Raw genomic sequence first — 22,012 nt, 5'->3', positions numbered from 1 at the left:
CTTTAGAGATTTGGGATTAATTGTTATAATCACATATTCTCGTTTGAGACTTGAAATAAGTCTATTAATAAAACAAACGTGAGAGAGTGAGACAAGAAGCGATCGCTCCTCTTCTCTATCCCATATTTTCGTTTGAGAGCTTTAATAACCTAAGTTCGGGATAAGAAATTGCCAAACCCCCTGACTTCCAATACCTTGTCTCATCAAAGAGTTGGGATTAATTATTATAATCGCATATTCTCGTTTGAGACTTGAAATAAGTCTATTAATAAAACAAACGTGAGAGAGTGAGACAAGAAGCGATCGCTGTCTCGCTTCTTGTGAACTGCGATCGAGACTCATCCTAAGTCACACCAGGTTCCGCATATCCCTGCAAGCTTTCAGGATCAAACGCTCTCAAACTCCGAGTCGCTTGCCGAATCAGCGTATCCGAACCGTTAACCACAATCAAGTATTTCCCAGCATTGAGCCGATTGCGATAAGGCAGAGCATCCCCGCCACCAACCACCATACCCACACCACCACCCACAAACACACTGCCCATCAATCCCGACAGTCCGCCAAGAATACCTGCGATCAGCGGACTCCCAATTTCACCCGCCCACGCGAACGTATCCAATCCAGTAATCACATTAAATGCCGCACCGCCCACAAACCCAAACGGCACCAACCAAGAAGCCATCAAGCGCACCTGTTTTCTCGCCGTTTCATTCGGATCAATCAAGCCATATTCATCCGCACTCTTATAACCCCGTCCCAAAATCGTAATCTTATCCATCGGCAAGCCTTCTTTTTCCAATGCCGAATACGCTGCTTCTGCTTGAATCCGATCGCTTAAAACTGCCACTAAATAACTCATCTTCCAGCCCTCAAAACTGCTTCAGCCGTCAATTGCAATCGAGAAAACGTCGGGGAAATCACCATCTCACTCCGTCTAAACTGTCCAACTTCAACATAGTGCTCTGCCTCTAGCTGAAGAACGATGACAACTTCCCGTTCAGGATCAATTAACCAATACTGCTGCATCGAGTTCTGCAGTTAGCACTAGCAAATCTGCATATCGAACAGTCGCAGCACGGCGTTTGACCTCAATCTCTGCTTTTAGGTTCAATAGATAGTACGGTACTCCAATTTCGATCAGCTTCGATAACAGGAACATTGCAATCTGGAGATTTAGATAGCTCTCACTCGGCAGCTCAACTAACACCCCATCCACTAACTCATATCGGGTGTCAGTCCCGCCGTTATAGTCTAAATATTCCTCAATACTGGTAAATCTTCGTTTCGTTTGGGTCATGCTGTAAGTTCGATAAAATATAGTTTTATCTCTATTTGTCATGTTACCAAGGGAAGACCTCCTCAAAGGCGTAGAAAACCGAGACACGATCGCACGTGTGATCGACCAAGCAGAACAAGCAATCAAAACCTGGGAAGTGGTCATCAGCGACTTTCTCTCACCCCCAGAACTCGCAGAAGTTCAGCGATCGTTTTCCCGCCTCACCGAAATTCAACTCATCGTCTGGGGTGGCTACCCCCAAGCCGAACGTCAAAGAGTAGCGATCGCTCGTGCTGAAATACCGCTCGAGCCAGCGCAAGTTCAACTCGCTGCCCTTGATATTGCTGGAAATTTCCTGTTTGACTCAGCAACTCATCGAGATTTTTTAGGCGCAATTCTCGGCACAGGCATCGTGCGGGAAAAAGTCGGTGACATTATTGTTTTAGGAGAGCGCGGCGCACAAGCCATCGTCATTCCCGAACTGGTGGAATTTCTGCAAACCAATTTGAAACAAGTGCGATCAGTGCCCGTACAAATCGAGTCAATTCCATTCGAGGAATTGAAAATCCGCGAACCCAAAAAGAAAGAACTGACTACCGTTGAAGCATCCATGCGGTTAGATGCGATCGCGTCTGCAGGCTTTGGCATGTCGCGCAGTAAGATGGCAGATTTAATTTCAGCAGGCGATGTGCGCGTGAACTGGAAAGAAACAACTTCAACGAGCTACTCGGTAAAATCCGGAGATCTCATTGCAATTCGCGGTAAGGGGCGAGTTGAAGTGGGAGAAGTCATGGTGACGAAAAAAGATCGCTACCGGGTTCAACTAACGCGCTTTGTCTAGTTATGACCAAGCGCAAGGAGTCCCGAAAGCGACGTGCAGGGCAATAATATCGATTCGATCAGGGGTGTAATACCGCAACGATAGCTTATATACAGCGTTCACAAATCAAGTGGGTATAAAAGTGACGATCGCGTTTCATAATTATCTAAACCTCAGTAAACCGCCGGAAAAAGTTGGGCAATCTAGGTTTGGATGTAAACTTATATTGCGTAAGGATGTGTAACTCTACACCAGGGTTAAGCAACTTCAGCAAGAGTTTTCGCATAATGACCAGCAGTTTTGCTATACATCGTGCGATCAAAGTAACTTAGTTTACTGAAGTTTCGCACTCAGCCCAGTAATCTCTCTGAAACGCACGATCGTCTCCCTGCTTCATCGCCAAGGCTCAAACAACGTGAAACGCATTATCAAGCACTGGGCACGTCCAATCTCACTGGTTGGATTACTGGCGATATTTACACTGCCACTGACCGTCGTTGTCCAGCAGCTTGTTGCCGAAATTGACACTGGCATCACCTTTACTCGCCAGGAGAAGCTGGGGCTAGAGTACAATTATGCGCTGCGAAAACTGCTCGAACAAGTGATAGCCCATCGATCGCAGTCCCAGTCCTCTACAGCCAAGCGCGATCGCGCCAAAATTAAAGCCACGCAAACCGCCATTCAACGCACGATCAAGGAAGTTGACACACTCCAATCCCGCGCCAAAAACGCTTTGAGAACCGAGGACAACTGGAAATTTATCAAACGCGATTGGCAAGACATTCTCAATCAACCCGCAACCTCTGACCCGAACGCAAGCTTTAAACTGCACTCTGACTTAGTTGAAAAAATTCTGGCACAGATGATTCATGTTGGAGATACCTCAAACATGATTCTCGATCCAGAACTGGATACTTATTACCTGCTCAACACTCTAATTCTTCAACTACCAGCGACGATCGAACACACCGCCCAAATTCAAGCGATCGGATTGTCAACTCAGACTCAAAAATTTGAGCTAGATGACAAAGCAAAGTTAATGTATTTGTACAGTGCGCTCAATAGTCAAATCGACACGATAGCAAGAGCCAGACGCACGGTTTTTAATTACAATCCATCCATTCAAGCACCGCTTCAAGCTCCAGCCCGAACCAGCCTAAATCGCGCCCGTGAATTCATCGAACTCATCAATATCCAAGCATTTTCTAGCGTCAGCTTTCAATCGAGTTCGTTTCCACCCCCTGGAGAAGACGCAATCAAGTCCCACTTTCAGCTTTACGATGCGATCGTGCCCACCGTGGATCGTCTACTCCAAGTGCGCCTCGATTACTACAACGAGCGCAAGCATCGGGCAATTGGATTTACCGTTTTGGTTTTAGTGGCGATCGTCGGCATCTATGCCGCACTAGCGCGAAACTTTGCACAACGAAAACGAGCAGAAGTCGCCGTGCAGCGAGCAGAGGAGCAATATCGCAGCATCTTTGAAAATTCCACAGAAGGCATCTTTCAAACCTCTCCAGACGGGCGATTTCTCAGCGCGAATCCGGCATTGGTTCGCATATATGGCTATGATTCAGCAGAAGAGTTAATGCACTGTCTTAGCAATATCAAAGAGCAGCTTTATGTCGATCCAACAGTGCGCGATCACTTTGTGCAATGGGTTGAAGAGTACGATCGCGTGTCTGAGTTTGAGTCGCAGGTTTACCGCAAAGATGGCAGCGTGATTTGGATTTCCGAAAGTGCGGCAGCCGTGCGTGATGCGAAGGGTCAGTTACTGAATTACGTCGGCATTGTTCAAGATATTAGCGATCGAATTCGCAACGAAGAAGAACGCAACCGCATTTCCGAAGCACTTTACGTTGCAAAAGAAGCCGCTGAAGCTGCAAATCGATCAAAAAGTCAGTTTCTTGCCAACATGAGCCATGAACTCCGCACTCCGCTGAATGCGATTATTGGCTACAGCGAAATTCTCCAAGAAGATGCGATCGATCTAGGCTATGACGACATTCAACCGGATTTACAAAAGATTCGCAATGCAGGCAAACATCTACTGGATTTGATCAACGACATTCTCGATATTTCCAAAATTGAAGCAGGCAAGATGGAATTATATCTAGAGACATTCGCGATCGAACTTCTAGTCGATGAAATTGAAGCCACAATTCAGCCGTTAATTACCCAAAATAACAACACTCTTAAGATTATAAAAGTCAATAGTTTAGGTGACATCTGTGCAGATTTAACCAAAGTCCGACAAGTATTACTAAATTTACTGAGTAATGCCGCGAAATTTGCAGAAAACGGGACGATCACACTATCGATTCAAGAGCATCGTTCAGACGGATGGGTAGAGCTTGCGATCGCCGATACAGGCATTGGCATGACGGCCGAACAAATCAGCCATCTGTTTGAAGCCTTTACGCAAGCAGATACGTCTACCACTCGTAAATATGGTGGCACAGGACTCGGACTTGCGATTAGTCGCAGGTTCTGTCAAATGATGGGCGGCGATATCACCGTAGAAAGCGAAATTGGAAAGGGTTCAACCTTTACAGTTCGATTACCGCTACAAGTCTCACCCTCCCTCTCAGAAACATCGCCCACCCCCCACTCCCCAACCCCCAACCCCAACGCTGCCAAAATTCTCATAATCGACGACGACCCCTCAGCCCAAGAACTCATACATCGCGCTCTCGCCAAAGAAGGCTTTCAAGTCCTCACCGCCTCATCCGGCGAACAAGGAATCGCAATGGCGATCGAACATCGGCCCGCTGCCATCACACTCGATATCTTGATGCCGAAGACGGACGGCTGGTCGGTGCTGAAAGCTCTGAAAGCCAACCCGCAACTAGCAGACATCCCGGTCGTAATTCTCACGATCGTTGATCAGAAAAATCTCGGCTTTGCGCTAGGAGCCTCTGACTATCTCACGAAGCCGATCGACTACAAGCGCCTCAATCAAGTCCTCAAAAAGTATCTCACTACTCAGCAGGAACGAATCCTAATCGTTGAAGATGATGACGCAACTCGCGAGCTATTCAAGCGAACGCTTGAAAGAGAAGGCTGGAACGCAATCACAGCTCGAAATGGCAAACTTGCCTTATTAGAGGTTGCAGCACAGCAGCCAGATTTGATTCTGCTAGATCTGATGATGCCAGAAATGGATGGCTTTCAGTTCATCACCGAGTTACACCGTGTCGAAGCGTGGCGATCGATTCCCATTGTGGTGGTCACAGCAACAACGCTCACACCTTCGGAATACTTGAGCCTTCATCAATCCGTTGAGCAAATCCTCCAAAAAGCAGCCTACAGCCGCGAGCAATTGCTGGCGGAAGTCCGAAGCCTGGTCGTTGAACGAATTCGCCAACTATAACCTATGACAAGAATTTTGCTAGTAGAAGATAACGAAGTCAATCGCGAGATGCTATCGCGCAGATTAATACGACGGGGTTTTGAACTTGCGATCGCAATCAATGGCGTTGAAGCAATTGATCAAGCAAAAACATACCTGCCGGACATTATTCTCATGGACATGAGCTTACCGCTTCTCGATGGTTGGGAAGCCACTCAGCAACTCAAAGCAATCCCCGAAACCCAGCGAATTCCGGTAATTGCGCTTACCGCACATGCAATGGCAGACGATCGCGAAAAGTGCCTTGCAGCAGGATGCGATGAATACGACATCAAACCGATCGACCTACCGCGCCTATTAAGCAAGATTGAGATGTTGTTAGCGCGATCGGTAAAGTAGCGACAATTTGATCAATTTTTCGCTGATGATATTGAGCAATCGGAGCTGCAGCGTTGGGATTACCTGTTGTTGCACTAAAGCTACCACTAGCAGTAAGAGATTGACCTCCAAAAGTGCTATCCGCATCGATGGTCAGTATTTTGATCTCAAGGCTGACTCTCTAACACTCAAGCTTGAGTGTTTTATTCTCGTGCTTGAGTGTTTTATTCTCGCGCTTGAGTCTTTGAATCTCAAATTCTAAACTCTAATACTCACGGTTGAGTCTTTTATTCTCGTGCTCGACTCTTTTATTCTCGATCGCGGCTTTTTCAATTACGCATTGAACAGCGATCGCGGTTATTCTCTCGAATGCACGATCGTACTCGCCCTGGTTCCTCTTAAAGGATAAAAACGATCTGTAAATTCATCAACCTCCAGTTTTTTCTGTCTAAAATCGATCGAATCGTTCATCAATCAGATTGTGGCTTCAGAAATTCGACAAACTGAGGAATATCTGAATTCTGCTAACCAGATTTTGCAGTTAGGATTATATGAATTTGCGTTGCGCTGGTTTGAGCAAGCGATCGCGCTTGATTCCGAATCGACCGACGCTTGGAGCGGGAAAGCAGAAGCACTGAGAAAATTAGGGCGATATGAAGAGGCGATCCGGGCAGATGAAAAAGCAATCAAAATTCGTATGGAACTCATAAATGATCCTACCGTTTGGTTTAGTCAAGGCAATCAACCTTACAGGGCGGGAGATTTTAAGGAAGCAATCGTTAACTATAAAAAAGTCGTTAGAATCAAACCAGATTATTATGCGGCTTGGAAAAATCTTGGCAATTCTTTCTTTAATTTAGGACAATACGAATCTGCAATTGCCAGCTATGACAAAGCAATCGAAATTGTTCCAGAATCTCCCGAAGCTTGGAGTAGTCGCGGCATTTCACTTAGTAATCTAGGACAGTACGAAGAGGCAATTGCAACTTATAATCAAGGACTTGCTCATGTTTTGAGAGAAGCTAATCCTCAAGGATGGGGAATCCTTCATCATGAGAAAGGCAATATTTATTCTGATCAAGCACGACTTAATCAAAATATTCAAGCTATCAAAATCTACTACAGCCAAGCAATTACAGCTTACAACAGTGCAAGACAGACATTAGAAGCATTTCCAGAACACTATCTAAGTCTGATTCATAATCTAATCGAAGCTCACCTTGGCTTGAACAATTTCGAAGTTGCTAACCAATGGCGCATCACAGGATTAGAAGTTTTTCGACAATTGCTCAACGCTCAAACGACACTTTTACAGAAACGAAATCTTGAAACAAAATTTTCAGACTTTAGTCGCATCGCTGTTGATAGCTTAGTCGCTCAAAGCGAAACAACTACCGCTCTGGAGACCGCAGAACGCTATAAAAATCGCTGTCTCACTTGGATTCTCGATGAGTGGAAAGAACAAGTTACCAGCCCAAGCTATGCCAAAATGCGTCAACTGCTCAACGCACAAACCGCGATCGTCTATTGGCATTTCAGCGATGATTCCCTCACGACTTTTATCCTGACTCCCGACTCTGAAGCTTCAATTCTGCTGAATACTCTGCAATACGATCGCGCCCAAAAACTACAATCCTGGATCAAAACCTGGAATACTCAATACAACGATTATCGAACCAAGAAAGCGAATCAATCTGATCATCCTTGGCGTAAAACTCTGGCAACGCAACTCGCAAAGCTGAGGGAAATCCTAGACATTGATGCGATCGTTCAAACACTCGGAACTCTTGATCGTCTCATTCTCATTCCCCATCGCGATCTTCACCGATTGCCGGTCCATTCATTGTTTCCAAACTTCACGACTGTCTACCTGCCCAGTATTCAAATCGGTCTCAATCTTCAGCGCAAACCCCGATCGACGCACCCGCGCAAATTACTCAGCGTCGAAGACCCCAAAACCGATCGCCCTCAAATGCCATACGCCCAACTTGAGTCTGCTTTAACCTGCCATTTCTTCCCAAATCACACCCGACTCGATGACACCAAAGCAACGACAGAAAAGGTCACTCAAGCACTGAGCGATCGGCATACACATTTCCACTTCACGGGACACGCAGGTTATGATACGCCCCCTGAGAACTCTGCCCTGATTCTTGCAAATGACGATCGTCTCACCGCCAAAACCATTCGCCATCTTGATCTAAGCCATTACGAACTAATCACCCTCTCTGCTTGTGAAACCGCTCTGACAGGAAATCAAACGATCGATACCGAATTCGTCGGACTCGTCAGCGCCTTTCTTCAAGCTGGAGCGACTGCCGTTCTTAGCACCCTTTGGAATGTCGATGAAATCTCTAGCACTTGGCTCATTCTCAAATTCTACGAACTTCAAACGCCACCTGCGGAAGCACTCAAGACCGCTCAACTCTGGCTGCAATCTCGCACGTATAAAACGCTCTTAGAATGGCTCGATCGCACACTCACCCAACTCCCACCCGATCATGCCTACCATCAGGACATTCAAGACGAAATCACACTGATTCAGGAAAATCTGACCGAGCATAAAATAGAGCTACATCAAACGCCATATTCTGATTCCTATCACTGGGCAGCATTCACACTCGCGGGTGGAACCCTATGAAAGCCAACGAAGAAACGAAGTTAAAAGCCTTTCTAATCGCGATCGACCGCCTCGATCCGCCCCTTGCTCCTGAGGACTATCCCAAAATCAATCAAATCGGCGTTGCGATCTCTCAACAACACATCGATCAAGCGATCAACATAATTCTTGATCTAACTCAAACTTACCCTCACTTACGCGATCGCTACGAAGCGGCTCGACTGAATCTTAGGCAGCAATATCAAGCGCAAGAGCGATCGAAAAGTGCAGTTGCCACTCTCGAAAAAACGGGAACCGACCTCGAACAAGCTGCAATTCTGCTTCTGACTCGATTTAGCGATCGGACTCTTGAAGTCTTTACTGATCTACCAGAACGCAATTCTGCTAAATCTGACTTTTGGGAAAAGGGCGATCGTATCATTGCGATCATTGGTGGTGGCTTCGCTTTGGGAGCAATGATCGCTCAACTACCAGGAGCCATTATTGTCGGAATCCTAGCAACAATCTTTGCCTGGGTTACAACTATTTCACCTGCCCGGAAAGGAAGAACAATTCGATGACGCTGATTCTGTACATCTGGGTCGGGCTGACTTTCGCAATCATATTATTCATTCTGATCACTCGTAAGCTGCTCAATAAGCCACTTGGAAACTTAAATCTGGTTCACTTCCTTGCTGTTGCACTAGAAATCTATGCAGCTCTCTCATCTAGCCAGCTCATTTGGCAAGCCTTAACAAATCAGGAGCTTCAAAAACTGCTTGGAGGAGAAAACATTCCTGTACTGATACTAGGCGGCGTTGCTGTGATTTGGATTGCAATCCGAGAAGTCTATAAGCTTTGTACAGAACGACAACCCTAGACGCTAAAAAAGGAGCCTCTAATAGAGACTCCTAACATCATCAGAATTAAGCAGAAACTATTTGACCGACACTTTACCGCCAGCTTCTTCGATTTGTTTCTTGATGTCTTCAGCTTCAGCCTTCGCAACACCTTCCTTGATCGGCTTCGGTGCAGCTTCTACGAGGTCTTTCGCTTCTTTCAGACCCAAGCCTGTGATACCACGAACAACCTTGAGAACTGCAATCTTCTTATCAGCCGGAACTTCTTCCAAAACTGCATCGAATTCGGTCTTCTCTTCGACTTCTTCCGCCGGGGCAGCACCAGCACCCGGAGCCATCATCATCATGCCGCCAGCCGGAGCCGCAGCACTAACACCGAAAGCTTCTTCGATTTGCTTCACCAGTTCGGAAGCTTCGAGCAGGGTCAAACCCTTTAACTTCTCAATAATTTCATCTGTTACAGCAGACATGGAACTAACTCCCTAAATTGAATTGTGTTCAGCAACTTACGCTGCTTCTTGGTCTTTCTCGGACAGTTGTTGGAGCGCTCTTGCCAAACCAGACGGCACTTCGTTGATACCGACTGCCAGCTTGGTTGCGACTCCGTTGATTGCACCAGCAATTTGGGCAATGAGTTGTTCTTTTGAAGGCAGATCCGCGATCGCTTTAAGATCCGCTTCTTTCAGAACTCTGCCATCCATCACGCCGCCGCGCATTTCGGTCTTCTTGGCAGCTTTTTGGAACTCCTGGTAAGCCTTGATTGCGCCACCAAGATCGTCTTTGACCATCACAAACGCAGAATCACCTTTCAGCAATTCGCTCACCGCTTGCCAACGATCGTCACCCTCGGTTGCTTTCGCCATAAAGGTGTTTTTCGCCACCTGACAAACCGCACCTTTCGGACGCAGACGATTCCGTAGATCTGAGATTTCCGCCACGGTCAAACCACTGTAGTTAATGATGAACATCAACTGTGATTCGTTCAGCGTTTCTTTCAGATCGGCAACAATCTCTTTCTTGTTTGCTAACGTTCTTCCCACTCTTTCTCACCTCCTAATTTGGGATGTAGAGAATATCCAAAAACAAAAAACCCGACTTGATTAGAGCCGAGTTCGCATGATTTCTTTAGAACACAGTGAATGTGTCTCGAAAAATCAAACCTCGGCAGGACATTAAGGCGTAAACCACCTGCTGTCTTTGGTTTGGATATTCAGTTGAAAAACTTTTGTCTAAGCGGCATCTCCAACTTTGAGGTCGCGCAGGCTATTGATATCAACCTCGATCGAAGGTCCCATCGTGGACGACACATACATTGTACGCCAATAGCGTCCTTTTGCACCGGAAGGTCTGTTTCTGTCGATCGTTTCTTGCAGCGCTTTCAGGTTCGTTAACAGATCTTCAGCCGAGAAGTTGGCTTTACCAAATAGAACGTGAACAATCCCGGTACGATCTGCCCGGAATTCGAGCTTACCCGCTTTGAACTCTGCGATCGCTTGCGCCAGATCAAATGTAACCGTACCGCCCTTCGGTGACGGCATCAAGCCACGCGGGCCTAAGACTCGACCAAGCTTCGCCACTTGCGGCATCACATCCGGAGTCGCAATCAACAAATCGAAATCCATCCGTCCTTTTTGGATTTCATCGATCAGTTCTTCCGAACCTGCAATGTCTGCTCCCGCGTTCGTTGCTGCCGTAACGTTCTCGCCTCGCGCAATCACCGCAACTCGAACTTCTTGTCCAGTTCCCTTCGGTAGTGCGACTGTGGTTCTGAGCTGTTGGTCGCTGTACTTCGGATCAATACCGAGTCGGATGTGCGCTTCTGCGGATTCGGGAAATTTCGCCGTTGCCGTCTCTTTCAGCAGTTCTAAGGCTTCTAAAGGTGTGTAAGCCTTGTCTTGGACTTTGGCACGCAGTTCTCTCGTGCGCTTTGATAGCTTCTTTACCATGTGTCTCCTGGGGTAATCGCGAGATAATCTCTCCCCCGAATAAAGGTTAGTCGGTGATGGTCACGCCCATGTTACGAGCGGTTCCTTCGATGATCTTCATTGCCGCTTCGACATCATTTGCGTTGAGGTCGGGCATTTTGGTTTTGGCGATGTCTTCCAATTGAGCGCGGGAAATTTTGCCCACTTTCTTTTTGTTCGGTTCGCCAGATCCAGTCTCAATTCCAGCCGCTTTTGCAATCAGTTTTGATGCGGGCGGGGTTTTGAGAACAAACGTAAAACTACGGTCTTCGTAAACTGAGATTTCTACAGGAACGACCATGCCCGCTTGATCTGCGGTTCTGGCGTTGTATTCCTTGCAGAACATCATGATATTCACCCCGTGCTGACCGAGCGCAGGGCCGATCGGCGGTGCAGGGTTTGCTTTGCCAGCATTAATCGCCAGCTTAATCACTGCGGTTACTTTTTTTGCCATCGATTCTTGACTTTCTGGAAGTCGATTAGATTTTCTCTACTTGATTCACTTCAAGTTCAACCGGGGTTTCTCGCCCAAAGATTGACAGAAGTGCTTTGAGCTTGTTCCGCTCTGGGCTAACTTCGATCACTTCCCCTTCAAAGTCCTTAAACGGCCCTGAAAGTACCGTAATCTTGTCGCCCGTCGCCATGTCGATTTTTCTGACTGGCTCCTGCTCTTGGGACTGTTTGAAGATACGTTCGACTTCTCCATGTCCTAGTGGCATTGGTTTAACGTGACCCCGCCCGCGCCCGTACCGTCGCTTTTGTTCTGCACCGACGAAGTTGATCACGTTGGGGGTGTTCTTAATCACCTGCCACGTTTCATCATCCATCACCATTTTCACAAGAACGTAGCCTGGAAAAACTTTCTCAGCGGCTTCCTTGGCTCGTCCGTCTTTCTGGTGTCTGAGAATCGGCGTTTCAGGAATTTGAACTTCCAAAATCCGGTTCGCGACATCAAGGGTTTCGATGCGCTGCTCTAAGTTCATCTTCACGCGCTTTTCACAGCCCGATGCCACTTGCACAGCATACCAACGGGCGCTTTTTGACAACACCTCATCCTGGTTGTCGTCAGCGCGATCGTTTTGCGTTTCGTCTGAAGTGTATGTCATCCGAACACCTTCACTTGTGCCCAATGAAAGAGTTGATCGACGAGATAGATCGTGGTTGCAGAGAGCGTGACCATCAAAATCACTGAAATGGACTCACCGATCAGTTGCTGACGGCTGGGCCAAACGACCTTATCCAGTTCTTCCTTCGTTTCCTTAGCAAACTCGTTCGGGTCAAATCCTGATTTTTGGGGAGTTAAGACCTCTTCTTTCTTTGCCACCGCTGGTGCTCCATTAGCGCTCGACCGACTTTCTATAATAAAGACTTTTCTCGATCGCGGCACACGATCCGATCAAAATCGCTACTCATGCAAAATCAGAGTAATTCAGCGCGCCCTGGAGGACTTGAACCCCCGACATCAGGTTTTGGAGACCTGCGTTCTACCAACTGAACTAAGAGCGCATATGCTGAACGACTCTGATTGCGTTCTGTATCTAGTTTACCAGCAATTGGACAAACTAGGTTAAAGGACGATCGAAACGCTGCTTCAAGCGAGTTGCCTTACCCACGCGATCGCGCAGGTAGTACAGTTTCGCCCGACGCACTTTCGCCCGACGAATCACTTTGATGCTTTCAATGCGCGGAGAGTGAATGAGGAAGACTCGCTCCACTCCAACACCTTGAAACACACGCCGCACCGTGATGTTTTGCGTGATGCCCGTACTGCGTTTTGCAATAACGACACCTTCATAGGGCTGCGTCCGTTCCTTGTCGCCCTCTTGAATGATCACGCCGACACGAACCGTATCCCCGATATAGATCGTGGGGATATTGTCTTTCATTTGTTCCGCTTCGATCGAGCGGATGATTTCTTGCGCTTTCATAAAGGGCGTGTAAAACTCACAATCGCGTATCTTAGCGCATCAATTGTCATTTCGTCTATAGCAATTTCGGAAGTTTTTTGGAAAAAGAGGTTTGAATCTTAAGTCAGGCTTAAATTCGGGCGATTATCCCCCCATGCAGGATTGAATTCTTAGAGACCGATCAACTCTACTAAACGTTTAGAACTCGCTACAGGTTTTCTCACAAGGATGTCTCGTTGGAGATAAGTTCATGCTTTCTGTGCTATTTTTTCCGCACCATTTGGCGTTGCACATTCCAGATGGCTTTTTAAATTTACCTGTCACATTGCTGACTTGGGTATTTGCGATCGCTTTGATTGCAATCAGTCTCAACCGAGTTCAGGCAGAGTATCAAGACCGTGTGGTTCCCCTGATGGGGGTGTGTGCGGCATTTATCTTTGCGGCTCAGATGATCAATTTTCCGATTCCGGGGGGAACTTCAGGACACTTGCTTGGTGGAACTTTGGCGGGTGTCTTGTTAGGTCCTTGGGCGGGATCGCTAGTCATGACAGTCGTGTTTATTGTTCAGTCCCTGTTGTTTCAAGACGGCGGAATCACTGCGCTGGGAGCCAACATCTTTAACATGGGATTGATTGGCACGTTTGGTGGCTACTACTTGTATCGATCAATTCGCAATATGATCGGGCGCGATTCTACGAAATCTGTGCTGATTGGAGCCGCGATCGCAGCTTGGATAAGCGTTGTAATTGCGGCACTGGTTTGTGCAGTTCAGCTCGCGATTTCAGGAGCCGTACCGCTCGTCGTTGCGCTGGTTGCAATGCTGTTGTGGCACGTCATGATTGGGATTGGTGAAGCAATCATTACCGTCGTGGCATTGAGCTATATCTTGAAAACTCGCCCGGATATGGTTTACAGAGCACCCCGTGCTGCTATGCAAGAGCTTCCTCGATCGTACTCTTCACGTTAAAAAGGTAGTGCTATGACTCAAGCTTCACAAACTCGAAATCGCGCTTTTATTATCTCCGGTTTAGGAATTGCTTTGTTGGTTGCAGTGTTTCTTTCTCCGTTTGCTAGCTCTGATCCAGACGGACTCGATCGCGTCGCTCAAGATCAAGGCTTTGAGAAAAAAGCGGCAGAAGAACCGATCGCACACAAGTTACCGTTTTATCAAATCTTTGAGGAATATCAGTTGCGGGGTGTTCCTGAGCAAATCGCCACTCCCGCAGCAGGCTTAGTCGGAACGTTAGTTGCGTTTGGATTAGCTTGGGGGGCTGGAAAAGTTCTGGTTCGTAATCGTGAGCATGATTGATTAGGATTTGCTTCAAAGTCCCCCACCTGTGGGGGATTTAGAGAACGAACCCCAAAGCTTCAATGATTCAAGTAATCCAATTTAGACTCGATGATTTTATTGCACATTGGCGCACCGCATCTTGCTGAAGCTGAAGAAAAGAAAACGGTTTGGCATCGATTGACACCACGATCGCGCGTGTTGTGCGTGTTGTTATTAGTATTCGCGATCGCGTTAACCCCGAACGGTCGCTGGTGGACTTGGGCAATTTATGGAAGCGCGATCGCGCTAATTGTCCTAGCGAGCCGTGTTCAATTATCAGTTTTATTGAAGCGAGTTGCAGTAGAGTTTGTTTTTATTGGCGTAGTCATTCTTGGAACGTTGTTTCGAGGCGGCGGTGATGTTTTATTCCAATGGGGTTGGATACAAATTACAACTGAAGGCTTAACTATTTTAGGAAGTATTGCCCTTAAAGCACTCTTGTCATTACTGATTCTGAATACTTTAATTCTCACAACCTCGATCCCAGCATTACTTCATGCGTTGGCTGCACTGAAGATGCCGCCGTTGCTCGTTGCGATTCTTGCGTCGATGTATCGGTATATCTCCGTGTTAAGTGATGAATTTAGCTCGATGCACAAAGCGGCTCGATCGCGCAACTTGTTGGGCAATTCCAAACGTCAGCGCACGGTCATCGGGAATATGTTCGGCTCGTTGTTCATTCGCACTTATGAGCGCGGCGAACGCGTGCATCAAGCCATGTTAGCGCGGGGTTATCAAGGTTTACCTCCGATTGCAGAGGTTCAGAAAGGGGGACGGCGCGATATTTTAGCGTTAACGATTACGATCGCAGTCTTATTGTCCGGTCAAGCACTTTATCTATTTCATGCACCATAATCCGATCGACATCTACAATCTTTCCTATGCTTATCCAGACGGCACTCAAGCACTCAATGGAGTGACTGTTTCCATCGCTGCCACAGAACGAGTGGCTTTAGTCGGTGCAAACGGGTCTGGAAAATCAACCTTACTCATGCACTTTAATGGCTTGATTACGCCGCAAGTGGGTCAAGTGCTCGTCGGGACGCTGCCAGTCGAGGCGCAGAATCTAAAACGGATTCGCGATTTTGTCGGGCTTGTGTTTCAGAACCCAGATGATCAACTGTTCATGCCGACGGTTTGGGAAGACATTACCTTTGGCCCAATGAATCAAGGCATTGCTGGACAGGAACTCAGAGATCGATCTATTCATGCAATGCGCTGTGTTGGACTCGATCCCGAAACGTATGGATCGCGCAGTGCAAACGGTTTATCAGGTGGAGAGAAAAAAAGAGTCGCGATCGCAGGAGTTCTGGCAATGCAGCCGCAAGTTCTCGTTCTCGATGAACCCTCGGCACAGCTTGACCCACGATCGCGTCGTCAGTTGATTGAACTGTTAGATACGCTGCCGTTGACGCAGCTAATTGCAACCCATGATTTAGATTTGGCGTTAGAACTGTGCAATCGAACGATCGTTTTAAGCAAAGGGCGAATTGTATTCGATGGTGAAACTGAGCGAATTATGAGCAATCCAGAGCTATTAGCTGAACATGCTCTAGAGCCACCTTTAAGCTACAGTCGCCCGTACTGTCAGCTTGAAGATGCTTACAACAATGCCTGAATGTCTTTTTCAATGTCTTCAGGCTTGGTGGTCGAAGGATAGCGTTTGACGACTTGACCGGAGCGATCGACTAAGAACTTCGTGAAGTTCCATTTGATGCCTTCTGTCCCAAAGATTCCGGGTGCAGCTTTGGTCAGGAATTTGAACAGCGGATGTGCATTTGCTCCATTGACATCCACTTTTTCAAACAATGGAAACGTCACGCCAAACCGCATTTCACAGAAGGATTGAATTTCGTTAGCGCTTCCGGGTTCTTGTTGTCCAAACTGATTACAGGGAAATCCCAAAACTGCAAATCCTTGATTCTCATATTTATTGTGAATCGATTGCAATCCCTGATACTGAGGTGTAAAACCGCACTGACTTGCAGTATTCACAATCAGCAATACTTTATCTTTGTAGGCGCTAAGTGAAACAGGCTGACCTTCGATACTATTCGCTGAAAAATCGTAGATAGAGGGCGATGTTTGCGTAGTCATAGTGATCGTTGTGAAACTGCTCCTCTCAGTTTACAACTGCTTTATATTTCTTTACTGAGCTTGCAGGATGATCGATCCACGATCGACACCTCGCTCATACCAAATTGATTTGTGGATGCAACAGATTCTCGCCCCCTGAATCCCCCATTCTGGGGGACTTTGAGTATGATCTGTCGCATTCTATGTTTAATTCGGTATCACACCTGCAAACGCTAGATTGCAAACGCTAGAGTGGAACCTGCTCGACGGTCTAAGGTCTAGGCTTTACAGACCAAGCATTTTCTACCATAGGCGCTTTAATCTTCCGATGTCTTTTCTAAAATTTCTTCAGCAATATCGCTTTGCCAGCTTTCTGTTTATGCTCTGTCTCAGCGCGGTACTGCTATCCAACTCGGTTCCTTTTCTACAATCCGCATCGGCGGCGGTTCCAGATTCCGTCACCACGACAGATACTGTTCGTAAGACTGTTCTTGATAACGGATTAACGGTCTTAACCAAAGAAGTTCCAACCGCTCCAGTCGTCACGGTACAAGTTTGGTATCGCATTGGATCGCGGGATGAAGCGGCAGGCGTGAATGGCATTGCCCACCAATTAGAGCATTTGATGTTCAAAGGAACGACCGATCGACCGATTCAGTTTGGTCGCTTGTTCAATGCGTTAGGCAGTCAATCGAATGCATTCACTAGCCACGATCAGACCGCATATTACGGCACGGTTCAGCGAGATAAATTGCAATCGCTGCTAGCACTCGAAGCCGATCGAATGCAGAATGCTTTGATCAACTCCGATTCATTGACCAGTGAAAAGCGAGTAGTAATCTCGGAATTGCAAGGCTATGAAAATAGCCCGGACTATCGGCTCGATCGTGCGGTGATGAGAGCAGCTTTACCAAATTCACCGTATGGATTGCCTGTGGGTGGCACAAAAGCGGATGTCGAGAAATTTGAAGTCGAGCAAGTTCGTAACTACTACAGCAACTATTACAGCCCGGACAATGCCACATTAATTCTAGTGGGCGACTTCAAGACAGAACCCACTCTGCAAGCGGTGAAGGAATTGTTTGGCAAAGTTCTGAAGCGGGAAAAGACCAATACCCCGAAACCGACTGCAACGGCTGCGAAACCGACAAAGCAAACTCAACCGATCGTGCTACGAGAGCCAGGTAGTGCTCCTTTGCTCAGTGCCGTTTATCCTTTACCCAATGCAACTCATCCAGATGTGCCCGCGCTGCACGTTCTAGATCTCGTTCTCACTCAAGGTCGCAGTTCTCGTTTGTATCAAGCCCTCGTCGAAACCGGATTGATTAGCGGTTTCAGTGGCTATCCCGCAAACATGATTTCAGGCGGATGGTATGACCTTTCTGCTACCGCTGCCCCAAATCAGGACTTGACCAAGGTTAGTGAAGCGATTCAAACGGTATTCGCAGAGGTTCGATCGCAGGGTGTGACCCAAGAAGAACTCACCCGCGCTAAAACCCAGCTAAAATCCTCAGTGCTTCTAAGAAATCGTGATATTACTAGCCAAGCGTTTCAACTTGGGGACGATCAAACCACCACCGGGGATTACAAATACACCGATCGCTTTTTGGCAAACGTCGATCGTGTGACTCCTGCTGACTTACAGCGCGTGGCTAACACTTATTTCATCCCAGACAAAGCAACGATCGGGTTGTTTCAACCTACGACGATCGACGGCAAATCTGGCAGCGCTGTGAATGCAGGTCAAACCAGTGAGAAATTTAGTGCGGGACTACCTGTTGATCCGGCTCAGGTGTCAAAATACCTGCCTACGGTGCAACAAGGCGATCGCACTCCACAAGCTCTACCCGAAAAATACGTGCTGCCAAACGGCTTGAGAGTTCTACTCATGCGCGATACCAGCACTCCGACGATCTCGCTCAGTGCTGCGATACAAGCGGGTTCAGAATTTGATTCCAACACAAAGGCAGGACTGGCAAAACTAACGGCAGACAACTTAACGAACGGCACAACGACCAAAGACGCGCTAACCCTGGCGAAAACGCTTGAAGATCGAGGAATCAATTTTGGCGTTGACACCAATCGAGAAAGCGTTCTAGTGAATGCTAACGCCCTATCCGAGCACCTGCCGATCGTGCTGCAAACTTTATCAGACATCGCGCAGAACGCAACGTTTCCCGATCGAGAACTCGAACTTTCTCGCGCCCGATCGCTGACCACACTCAAAGTTCAACTCGATAACCCTGCCGTTCTTGCTCGTCGTGTCTTTCAGCAAACCGTTTACCCGGAAAATCATCCGTTCTACAGCTTCCCCACCGAAGCCAGCCTAACAGTGATTCAACGTCAGGATTTAGTCAACTTCTACCGATCGCACTACCGACCGGATAAGACGATCGTCGCGCTGGTAGGCGATTTTGATCCAATCGCAGTCAAATCGCTGATCGAAAAAGAATTAGGCGGCTGGAAAGCGACTGGAAAAGCGCCAACTCTGACCTTCCCGCCCGTTTCATCTCCAAGTGCAACCGTTCGCCGTTATGCTGCGATTCCCGGCAAAACTCAATCCGTGACGCTAATTGGCTCAGCCGGAATCGATCGCCGCGACCCACGCTTTTATAACGCTTCCGTGATGAATCAAATTCTCGGCGGAGATACCCTATCGAGCCGATTGGGGTCAGAAGTGCGCGATCGTCAAGGACTCACCTACGGAATCTACAGTTTCTTTCAAGCAGGCAACCGTCCTGGCCCGTTCGTGATTTCGATGCAAACGGCTCCCGAAGATGCCGATAAAGCGATCGCTAGCACGGTCAATCTCTTAGCCCAAATCCGCACCAAGGGTGTGAGTACAACCGAAGTAGTGACGGCGCAGCGATCCATCACCAACAGCTACCCCGTTGACTTAGCAAACCCCGATCAACTTGCCAGCGTTCTCTTAATGAACGAGATGTACGGCTTGAATGCGATCGAGCTGCGACAGTATCCGAATCAAATTGATGCGGTGACGCAGGCTCAAGTGAATCAAACTGCCCAAGACCTACTTCGACCTGAACAGGTCATCATCGTTACAGCAGGCCCGCCAAAGTCGTAATTCCTCGTAGTAAGATTAAGTTTTCTTAAAGGGTGTGTCTAAGCTGTCACATCCTTTTATTTTTTTAATAGGAACGCGCAGAACAATTCAAATCTAGTAGAGATGTTCTATTCAATCGACAATCGGTTCGTTAAAATGGAAGTAGAATTAAGTACCTGTTGGTTTACTGCCTTCGGGAACCCTTGATACGCGATTTCGAGCCTCTGGCTAACTCCGGATTACCAGCGTTATCTACCGATTTGAATTGAGCTTGTCTTGATTCAGATTTTGCGCCAAGTCCCTTTACTGCCTCAACAATGACTTTAAGAGTGTCTCCCCAGTCCCGACTCCCAGGCTACGACCGTGTTGCGCTTCAAATCCTGTCCTTGGTGAGAAAGCTTTTGCCTGATCCAGCACTAGGCTTGATTGTATGAATACTCTGCCCCTGGATCAGATCAACCGAATTGCGATCGCACCCTACCCATCCCGTGCCATTGCGCTCAAATCTGTTTGATGAAAGACGGCGGCAGAATCGAAGCTGCGGTCTAATTTAGTGATATTCGAGTAATTCGCTCAGGAGAAGCATATGCTACACCGCAAGATCTATCAACTCTGTTGTGATGGTCGTGAAGTTTGGATCTTCTTGCGGGATCAACAACGCTGGATCGAACGCGCCAAGATTCTAGATATCGAAGGAGATTTGGTGACGTTGCGTTATGAGACCGACGAAGAAGACGAGAACTGCTCTTGGGAAGAAATGGTACGGCTCGAAAGCATTGGAGCGGTAACTCAAAAACTCTCCTCTGTGCCGAAAGGATGTGTTGATCCGCTCGTATCGGATGATTGCCCCGAAGCCGAACAGATTTCCAATCCTCCGTCCGATAAGCGCGAAGACTAAGGGAATCTATATCGCAACAATAGGGAGAAGGGCTGATTGCCCTTCTTTTTTTAGGGTCTAAGCGGCGAAGCCCTGATTTGAAGAGATGACCCACTTAACATACAGGTGATTCGACAGGTGATTTGATTCTGGTATCTGCACTGCACAACTTGTCTTAACATCGTGGTTGATCGTACCGCAGTCGTCCAAGTTTGCGATCGTTGCCACGGACTCACCAACCGCTTGAATCAGCCAACGAAGGTAAGATAATCTTGCTTGCCTGGAGTACGAAGAACCCTATGGATGAACCACCCACAATCGAGATTCGTTTATCGCTTGAGTTTCAGCAGAGCCTTAGCAAACTTGCCAAGAAATATCGAAATATTGAGCCTTCAAGGCTTGCGGAGTGAGGAAAGCTCATGAATTTGCTGATCTAAGGCGAGATTACCTTGAGCACCAATCTCGCCTTAGATCAGCAAATTCAGAATGTGACAAATCAACGAGTGTGGGTGCTCATCTTTGCCTCAGAAGTGGAAGATCAGTTTGATCCAATGATCCACCCGTTGACGCAATTAAAGCCAATTTACAAAAAGCACTGCATCAGGTTAGGACAAGATAAACAATTCTACTTTCTCAACTCTGGAGCGACATTGAGTAAAACTGTAATGATTACCTACTTGATTAACCCTAGTTTGTCAGGTTCAGAATGGGGGCTTGGCACTGAAAAATATGATAGTGTCTCCACAGTAGAACTTCGCTAGGCATCCATTCTGAAAATCTTGGACAATAGATAACTTTGTCTTCAAATTCTGCATACTTACTGCTACTCAGCAATACTGAAAGACAAAGTTTTCTAGTTCTAGGATGTACCGAAATTAAGTACCTATCAAACAATTTATGAATATCTGCCCTCAATAACAATCCATTGGAAATCGAATTTGAACCGCCTTTTGCGAAAGGATCAATATGAGAAGCTTCTAATGCAGCCGGAACATCACAACCTGTAACAGCACAGCGATTTTCGTACACTTTCAGCAAGGTCTGACGAAATTCTTTCTGCTTAGGACGAGAAAGAGTTATGACACTGACTCTCTGAATCTCTTCCTCAATATCAGCTTCAGCAATAGGTGAGAAATAAGGAACTTTAGCGGCAATTTGTTTTTCGATTTTTTCAAGCTGCTTTGTTAGACGTGTAATTTCTCTCCTTCTTTCAAGCATCCTTATAGCTTCAAGATGCTCAGGTGATCCTGCTCTACCAATATATTTTCTTGTACGGCTTCTTTTGCTCGAAGCTTCAATTGTTGAATTTTCGCTACACCATCTAGCTTGCCTAAAGTTCCGACTGCCGACTTTATCAACTTCAATCCATGCTCCTTTTGGAGCAACCTCACCTGATTCAAAAACACAGGAAATCGCCTGTAAAATCTTTTTACGCTCGTCCCCAATTGTATCAAAAGCTTTTTGGAAACTCATGGGCTGCTTGTGATAACTATTAGTGTAATTTTGCCC

22 protein-coding genes, 1 tRNA gene, 1 pseudogene and 1 other annotated feature are annotated in these 22,012 nt (G+C 47.0%); of the genes and pseudogenes, 12 read left to right on the top strand and 12 right to left on the bottom strand.

Annotated elements, in window-relative coordinates; genetic code table 11:
• Positions 1 to 343: 343 nt before the first annotated feature.
• Positions 344 to 859, bottom strand: coding sequence for a hypothetical protein (locus tag H6F51_09805; protein MBD1822788.1), 516 nt, complete (start codon positions 857 to 859; stop codon positions 344 to 346).
• Positions 856 to 1,297, bottom strand: a pseudogene (locus H6F51_09800) (Uma2 family endonuclease). The gene H6F51_09805 and the pseudogene H6F51_09800 overlap by 4 nt, the downstream one beginning before the upstream one ends.
• 40 nt (positions 1,298 to 1,337) lie before the next feature.
• Between H6F51_09800 and H6F51_09795 the strand changes: the two are divergent.
• From H6F51_09795 to H6F51_09770, 6 genes are all read left to right on the top strand, one after another.
• Positions 1,338 to 2,117: a photosystem II S4 domain protein gene (locus H6F51_09795; protein MBD1822787.1), complete on the top strand. Its 780-nt coding sequence runs from the start codon at positions 1,338 to 1,340 to the stop codon at positions 2,115 to 2,117.
• A 394-nt stretch (positions 2,118 to 2,511) separates the two neighbouring features.
• Positions 2,512 to 5,469, top strand: a complete 2,958-nt coding sequence (locus H6F51_09790) for a response regulator (GenBank protein ID MBD1822786.1) — start codon at positions 2,512 to 2,514, stop codon at positions 5,467 to 5,469.
• A 3-nt stretch (positions 5,470 to 5,472) separates the two neighbouring features.
• The gene (locus H6F51_09785; GenBank protein MBD1822785.1) at positions 5,473 to 5,847 is read left to right on the top strand and encodes a response regulator; all 375 of its coding nucleotides are present in this window, start codon (positions 5,473 to 5,475) and stop codon (positions 5,845 to 5,847) included.
• Between the two features lie 460 nt (positions 5,848 to 6,307).
• Positions 6,308 to 8,467, top strand: coding sequence for a CHAT domain-containing protein (locus H6F51_09780; protein ID MBD1822784.1), 2,160 nt, complete (start codon positions 6,308 to 6,310; stop codon positions 8,465 to 8,467).
• On the top strand, positions 8,464 to 9,006 hold the full coding sequence (locus H6F51_09775) for a hypothetical protein (protein ID MBD1822783.1): 543 nt from the start codon (positions 8,464 to 8,466) through the stop codon (positions 9,004 to 9,006). Before H6F51_09780 ends, H6F51_09775 begins: the two co-directional genes overlap by 4 nt.
• The gene (locus H6F51_09770) at positions 9,003 to 9,305 is read left to right on the top strand and encodes a hypothetical protein (protein MBD1822782.1); all 303 of its coding nucleotides are present in this window, start codon (positions 9,003 to 9,005) and stop codon (positions 9,303 to 9,305) included. Before H6F51_09775 ends, H6F51_09770 begins: the two co-directional genes overlap by 4 nt.
• Positions 9,306 to 9,362: 57 nt before the next feature.
• On the opposite strand, the gene rplL is transcribed toward H6F51_09770, so the two are convergent.
• The 8 genes from rplL to rplS form a co-directional block, all read right to left on the bottom strand.
• Entirely contained in the window at positions 9,363 to 9,755 is a 393-nt protein-coding gene (rplL, locus tag H6F51_09765; protein MBD1822781.1) for a 50S ribosomal protein L7/L12, read from the bottom strand.
• Between the two features lie 36 nt (positions 9,756 to 9,791).
• On the bottom strand, positions 9,792 to 10,325 hold the full coding sequence (locus H6F51_09760; GenBank protein ID MBD1822780.1) for a 50S ribosomal protein L10: 534 nt from the start codon (positions 10,323 to 10,325) through the stop codon (positions 9,792 to 9,794).
• Positions 10,326 to 10,359: 34 nt separating this feature from the next.
• Positions 10,360 to 10,504, bottom strand: a sequence feature (ribosomal protein L10 leader region).
• A 10-nt stretch (positions 10,505 to 10,514) separates the two neighbouring features.
• Positions 10,515 to 11,231 carry a 50S ribosomal protein L1 gene (gene rplA / locus H6F51_09755; protein ID MBD1822779.1) on the bottom strand — a complete coding sequence of 239 codons (717 nt, stop codon included), beginning with the start codon at positions 11,229 to 11,231 and terminating at the stop codon, positions 10,515 to 10,517.
• A gap of 46 nt (positions 11,232 to 11,277) precedes the next feature.
• Positions 11,278 to 11,703, bottom strand: coding sequence for a 50S ribosomal protein L11 (gene rplK, locus H6F51_09750; GenBank protein ID MBD1822778.1), 426 nt, complete (start codon positions 11,701 to 11,703; stop codon positions 11,278 to 11,280).
• A gap of 25 nt (positions 11,704 to 11,728) precedes the next feature.
• Positions 11,729 to 12,355, bottom strand: coding sequence for a transcription termination/antitermination protein NusG (nusG, locus tag H6F51_09745; GenBank protein MBD1822777.1), 627 nt, complete (start codon positions 12,353 to 12,355; stop codon positions 11,729 to 11,731).
• Positions 12,352 to 12,573, bottom strand: a complete 222-nt coding sequence (secE, locus tag H6F51_09740; protein ID MBD1822776.1) for a preprotein translocase subunit SecE — start codon at positions 12,571 to 12,573, stop codon at positions 12,352 to 12,354. The genes nusG and secE overlap by 4 nt, the downstream gene beginning before the upstream one ends.
• 109 nt (positions 12,574 to 12,682) lie before the next feature.
• A tRNA-Trp gene (locus tag H6F51_09735) sits at positions 12,683 to 12,755 on the bottom strand.
• Positions 12,756 to 12,811: 56 nt separating this feature from the next.
• The gene (rplS, locus tag H6F51_09730) at positions 12,812 to 13,177 is read right to left on the bottom strand and encodes a 50S ribosomal protein L19 (GenBank protein MBD1822775.1); all 366 of its coding nucleotides are present in this window, start codon (positions 13,175 to 13,177) and stop codon (positions 12,812 to 12,814) included.
• A 229-nt stretch (positions 13,178 to 13,406) separates the two neighbouring features.
• On the opposite strand from rplS, the gene cbiM reads away from it, so the two are divergent.
• The 4 genes from cbiM (at position 13,407) to H6F51_09710 (ending at position 16,104) form a co-directional block, all read left to right on the top strand.
• The gene (cbiM, locus tag H6F51_09725; protein ID MBD1822774.1) at positions 13,407 to 14,123 is read left to right on the top strand and encodes a cobalt transporter CbiM; all 717 of its coding nucleotides are present in this window, start codon (positions 13,407 to 13,409) and stop codon (positions 14,121 to 14,123) included.
• Positions 14,124 to 14,135: 12 nt separating this feature from the next.
• Positions 14,136 to 14,465 carry a PDGLE domain-containing protein gene (locus H6F51_09720; protein ID MBD1822773.1) on the top strand — a complete coding sequence of 110 codons (330 nt, stop codon included), beginning with the start codon at positions 14,136 to 14,138 and terminating at the stop codon, positions 14,463 to 14,465.
• A gap of 90 nt (positions 14,466 to 14,555) precedes the next feature.
• Entirely contained in the window at positions 14,556 to 15,341 is a 786-nt protein-coding gene (gene cbiQ / locus H6F51_09715) for a cobalt ECF transporter T component CbiQ (protein ID MBD1822772.1), read from the top strand.
• A complete protein-coding gene (locus tag H6F51_09710; protein ID MBD1822771.1) occupies positions 15,331 to 16,104 on the top strand; it encodes an ATP-binding cassette domain-containing protein in 774 nt (257 codons plus the stop codon). Before cbiQ ends, H6F51_09710 begins: the two co-directional genes overlap by 11 nt.
• On the opposite strand, the gene H6F51_09705 is transcribed toward H6F51_09710, so the two are convergent.
• Positions 16,089 to 16,583, bottom strand: a complete 495-nt coding sequence (locus H6F51_09705) for a glutathione peroxidase (protein MBD1822770.1) — start codon at positions 16,581 to 16,583, stop codon at positions 16,089 to 16,091. The two genes, H6F51_09710 and H6F51_09705, sit on opposite strands and share 16 nt — an antisense overlap.
• 307 nt (positions 16,584 to 16,890) lie before the next feature.
• Here H6F51_09705 and H6F51_09700 point away from each other — a divergent pair, with 307 nt between their 5' ends.
• Both H6F51_09700 and H6F51_09695 read left to right on the top strand, forming a co-directional pair.
• On the top strand, positions 16,891 to 19,647 hold the full coding sequence (locus H6F51_09700) for an insulinase family protein (protein ID MBD1822769.1): 2,757 nt from the start codon (positions 16,891 to 16,893) through the stop codon (positions 19,645 to 19,647).
• Between the two features lie 565 nt (positions 19,648 to 20,212).
• On the top strand, positions 20,213 to 20,524 hold the full coding sequence (locus H6F51_09695; protein MBD1822768.1) for a hypothetical protein: 312 nt from the start codon (positions 20,213 to 20,215) through the stop codon (positions 20,522 to 20,524).
• A 666-nt stretch (positions 20,525 to 21,190) separates the two neighbouring features.
• Here H6F51_09695 and H6F51_09690 read toward each other — a convergent pair.
• Positions 21,191 to 21,976, bottom strand: a complete 786-nt coding sequence (locus H6F51_09690; protein ID MBD1822767.1) for an HNH endonuclease — start codon at positions 21,974 to 21,976, stop codon at positions 21,191 to 21,193.
• Between the last annotated feature and the right edge of the window lie 36 nt (positions 21,977 to 22,012).

Source organism: Cyanobacteria bacterium FACHB-DQ100 (assembly GCA_014695195.1).
In the GTDB taxonomy this organism is placed as follows: domain Bacteria; phylum Cyanobacteriota; class Cyanobacteriia; order Leptolyngbyales; family Leptolyngbyaceae; genus Leptolyngbya.
This window is presented reverse-complemented; position numbering and strand designations above follow the sequence as displayed.

Bases quoted from the DNA above. Each gene is read 5' to 3' on its own strand.
- H6F51_09700 (MBD1822769.1), top strand. From the start codon at position 16,891: ATGTCTTTTCTAAAATTTCTTCAGCAATATCGCTTTGCCAGCTTTCTG.
- H6F51_09785 (MBD1822785.1), top strand. From the start codon at position 5,473: ATGACAAGAATTTTGCTAGTAGAAGATAACGAAGTCAATCGCGAGATG.
- H6F51_09695 (MBD1822768.1), top strand. From the start codon at position 20,213: ATGCTACACCGCAAGATCTATCAACTCTGTTGTGATGGTCGTGAAGTT.
- H6F51_09775 (MBD1822783.1), top strand. From the start codon at position 8,464: ATGAAAGCCAACGAAGAAACGAAGTTAAAAGCCTTTCTAATCGCGATC.
- H6F51_09705 (MBD1822770.1), bottom strand. From the start codon at position 16,583: ATGACTACGCAAACATCGCCCTCTATCTACGATTTTTCAGCGAATAGT.
- H6F51_09720 (MBD1822773.1), top strand. From the start codon at position 14,136: ATGACTCAAGCTTCACAAACTCGAAATCGCGCTTTTATTATCTCCGGT.
- H6F51_09710 (MBD1822771.1), top strand. From the start codon at position 15,331: ATGCACCATAATCCGATCGACATCTACAATCTTTCCTATGCTTATCCA.
- H6F51_09805 (MBD1822788.1), bottom strand. From the start codon at position 859: ATGAGTTATTTAGTGGCAGTTTTAAGCGATCGGATTCAAGCAGAAGCA.
- H6F51_09690 (MBD1822767.1), bottom strand. From the start codon at position 21,976: ATGAGTTTCCAAAAAGCTTTTGATACAATTGGGGACGAGCGTAAAAAG.
- H6F51_09770 (MBD1822782.1), top strand. From the start codon at position 9,003: ATGACGCTGATTCTGTACATCTGGGTCGGGCTGACTTTCGCAATCATA.
- rplL (MBD1822781.1), bottom strand. From the start codon at position 9,755: ATGTCTGCTGTAACAGATGAAATTATTGAGAAGTTAAAGGGTTTGACC.
- nusG (MBD1822777.1), bottom strand. From the start codon at position 12,355: ATGACATACACTTCAGACGAAACGCAAAACGATCGCGCTGACGACAAC.
- H6F51_09795 (MBD1822787.1), top strand. From the start codon at position 1,338: ATGTTACCAAGGGAAGACCTCCTCAAAGGCGTAGAAAACCGAGACACG.
- rplK (MBD1822778.1), bottom strand. From the start codon at position 11,703: ATGGCAAAAAAAGTAACCGCAGTGATTAAGCTGGCGATTAATGCTGGC.
- rplS (MBD1822775.1), bottom strand. From the start codon at position 13,177: ATGAAAGCGCAAGAAATCATCCGCTCGATCGAAGCGGAACAAATGAAA.
- cbiM (MBD1822774.1), top strand. From the start codon at position 13,407: ATGCTTTCTGTGCTATTTTTTCCGCACCATTTGGCGTTGCACATTCCA.
- cbiQ (MBD1822772.1), top strand. From the start codon at position 14,556: ATGATTTTATTGCACATTGGCGCACCGCATCTTGCTGAAGCTGAAGAA.
- rplA (MBD1822779.1), bottom strand. From the start codon at position 11,231: ATGGTAAAGAAGCTATCAAAGCGCACGAGAGAACTGCGTGCCAAAGTC.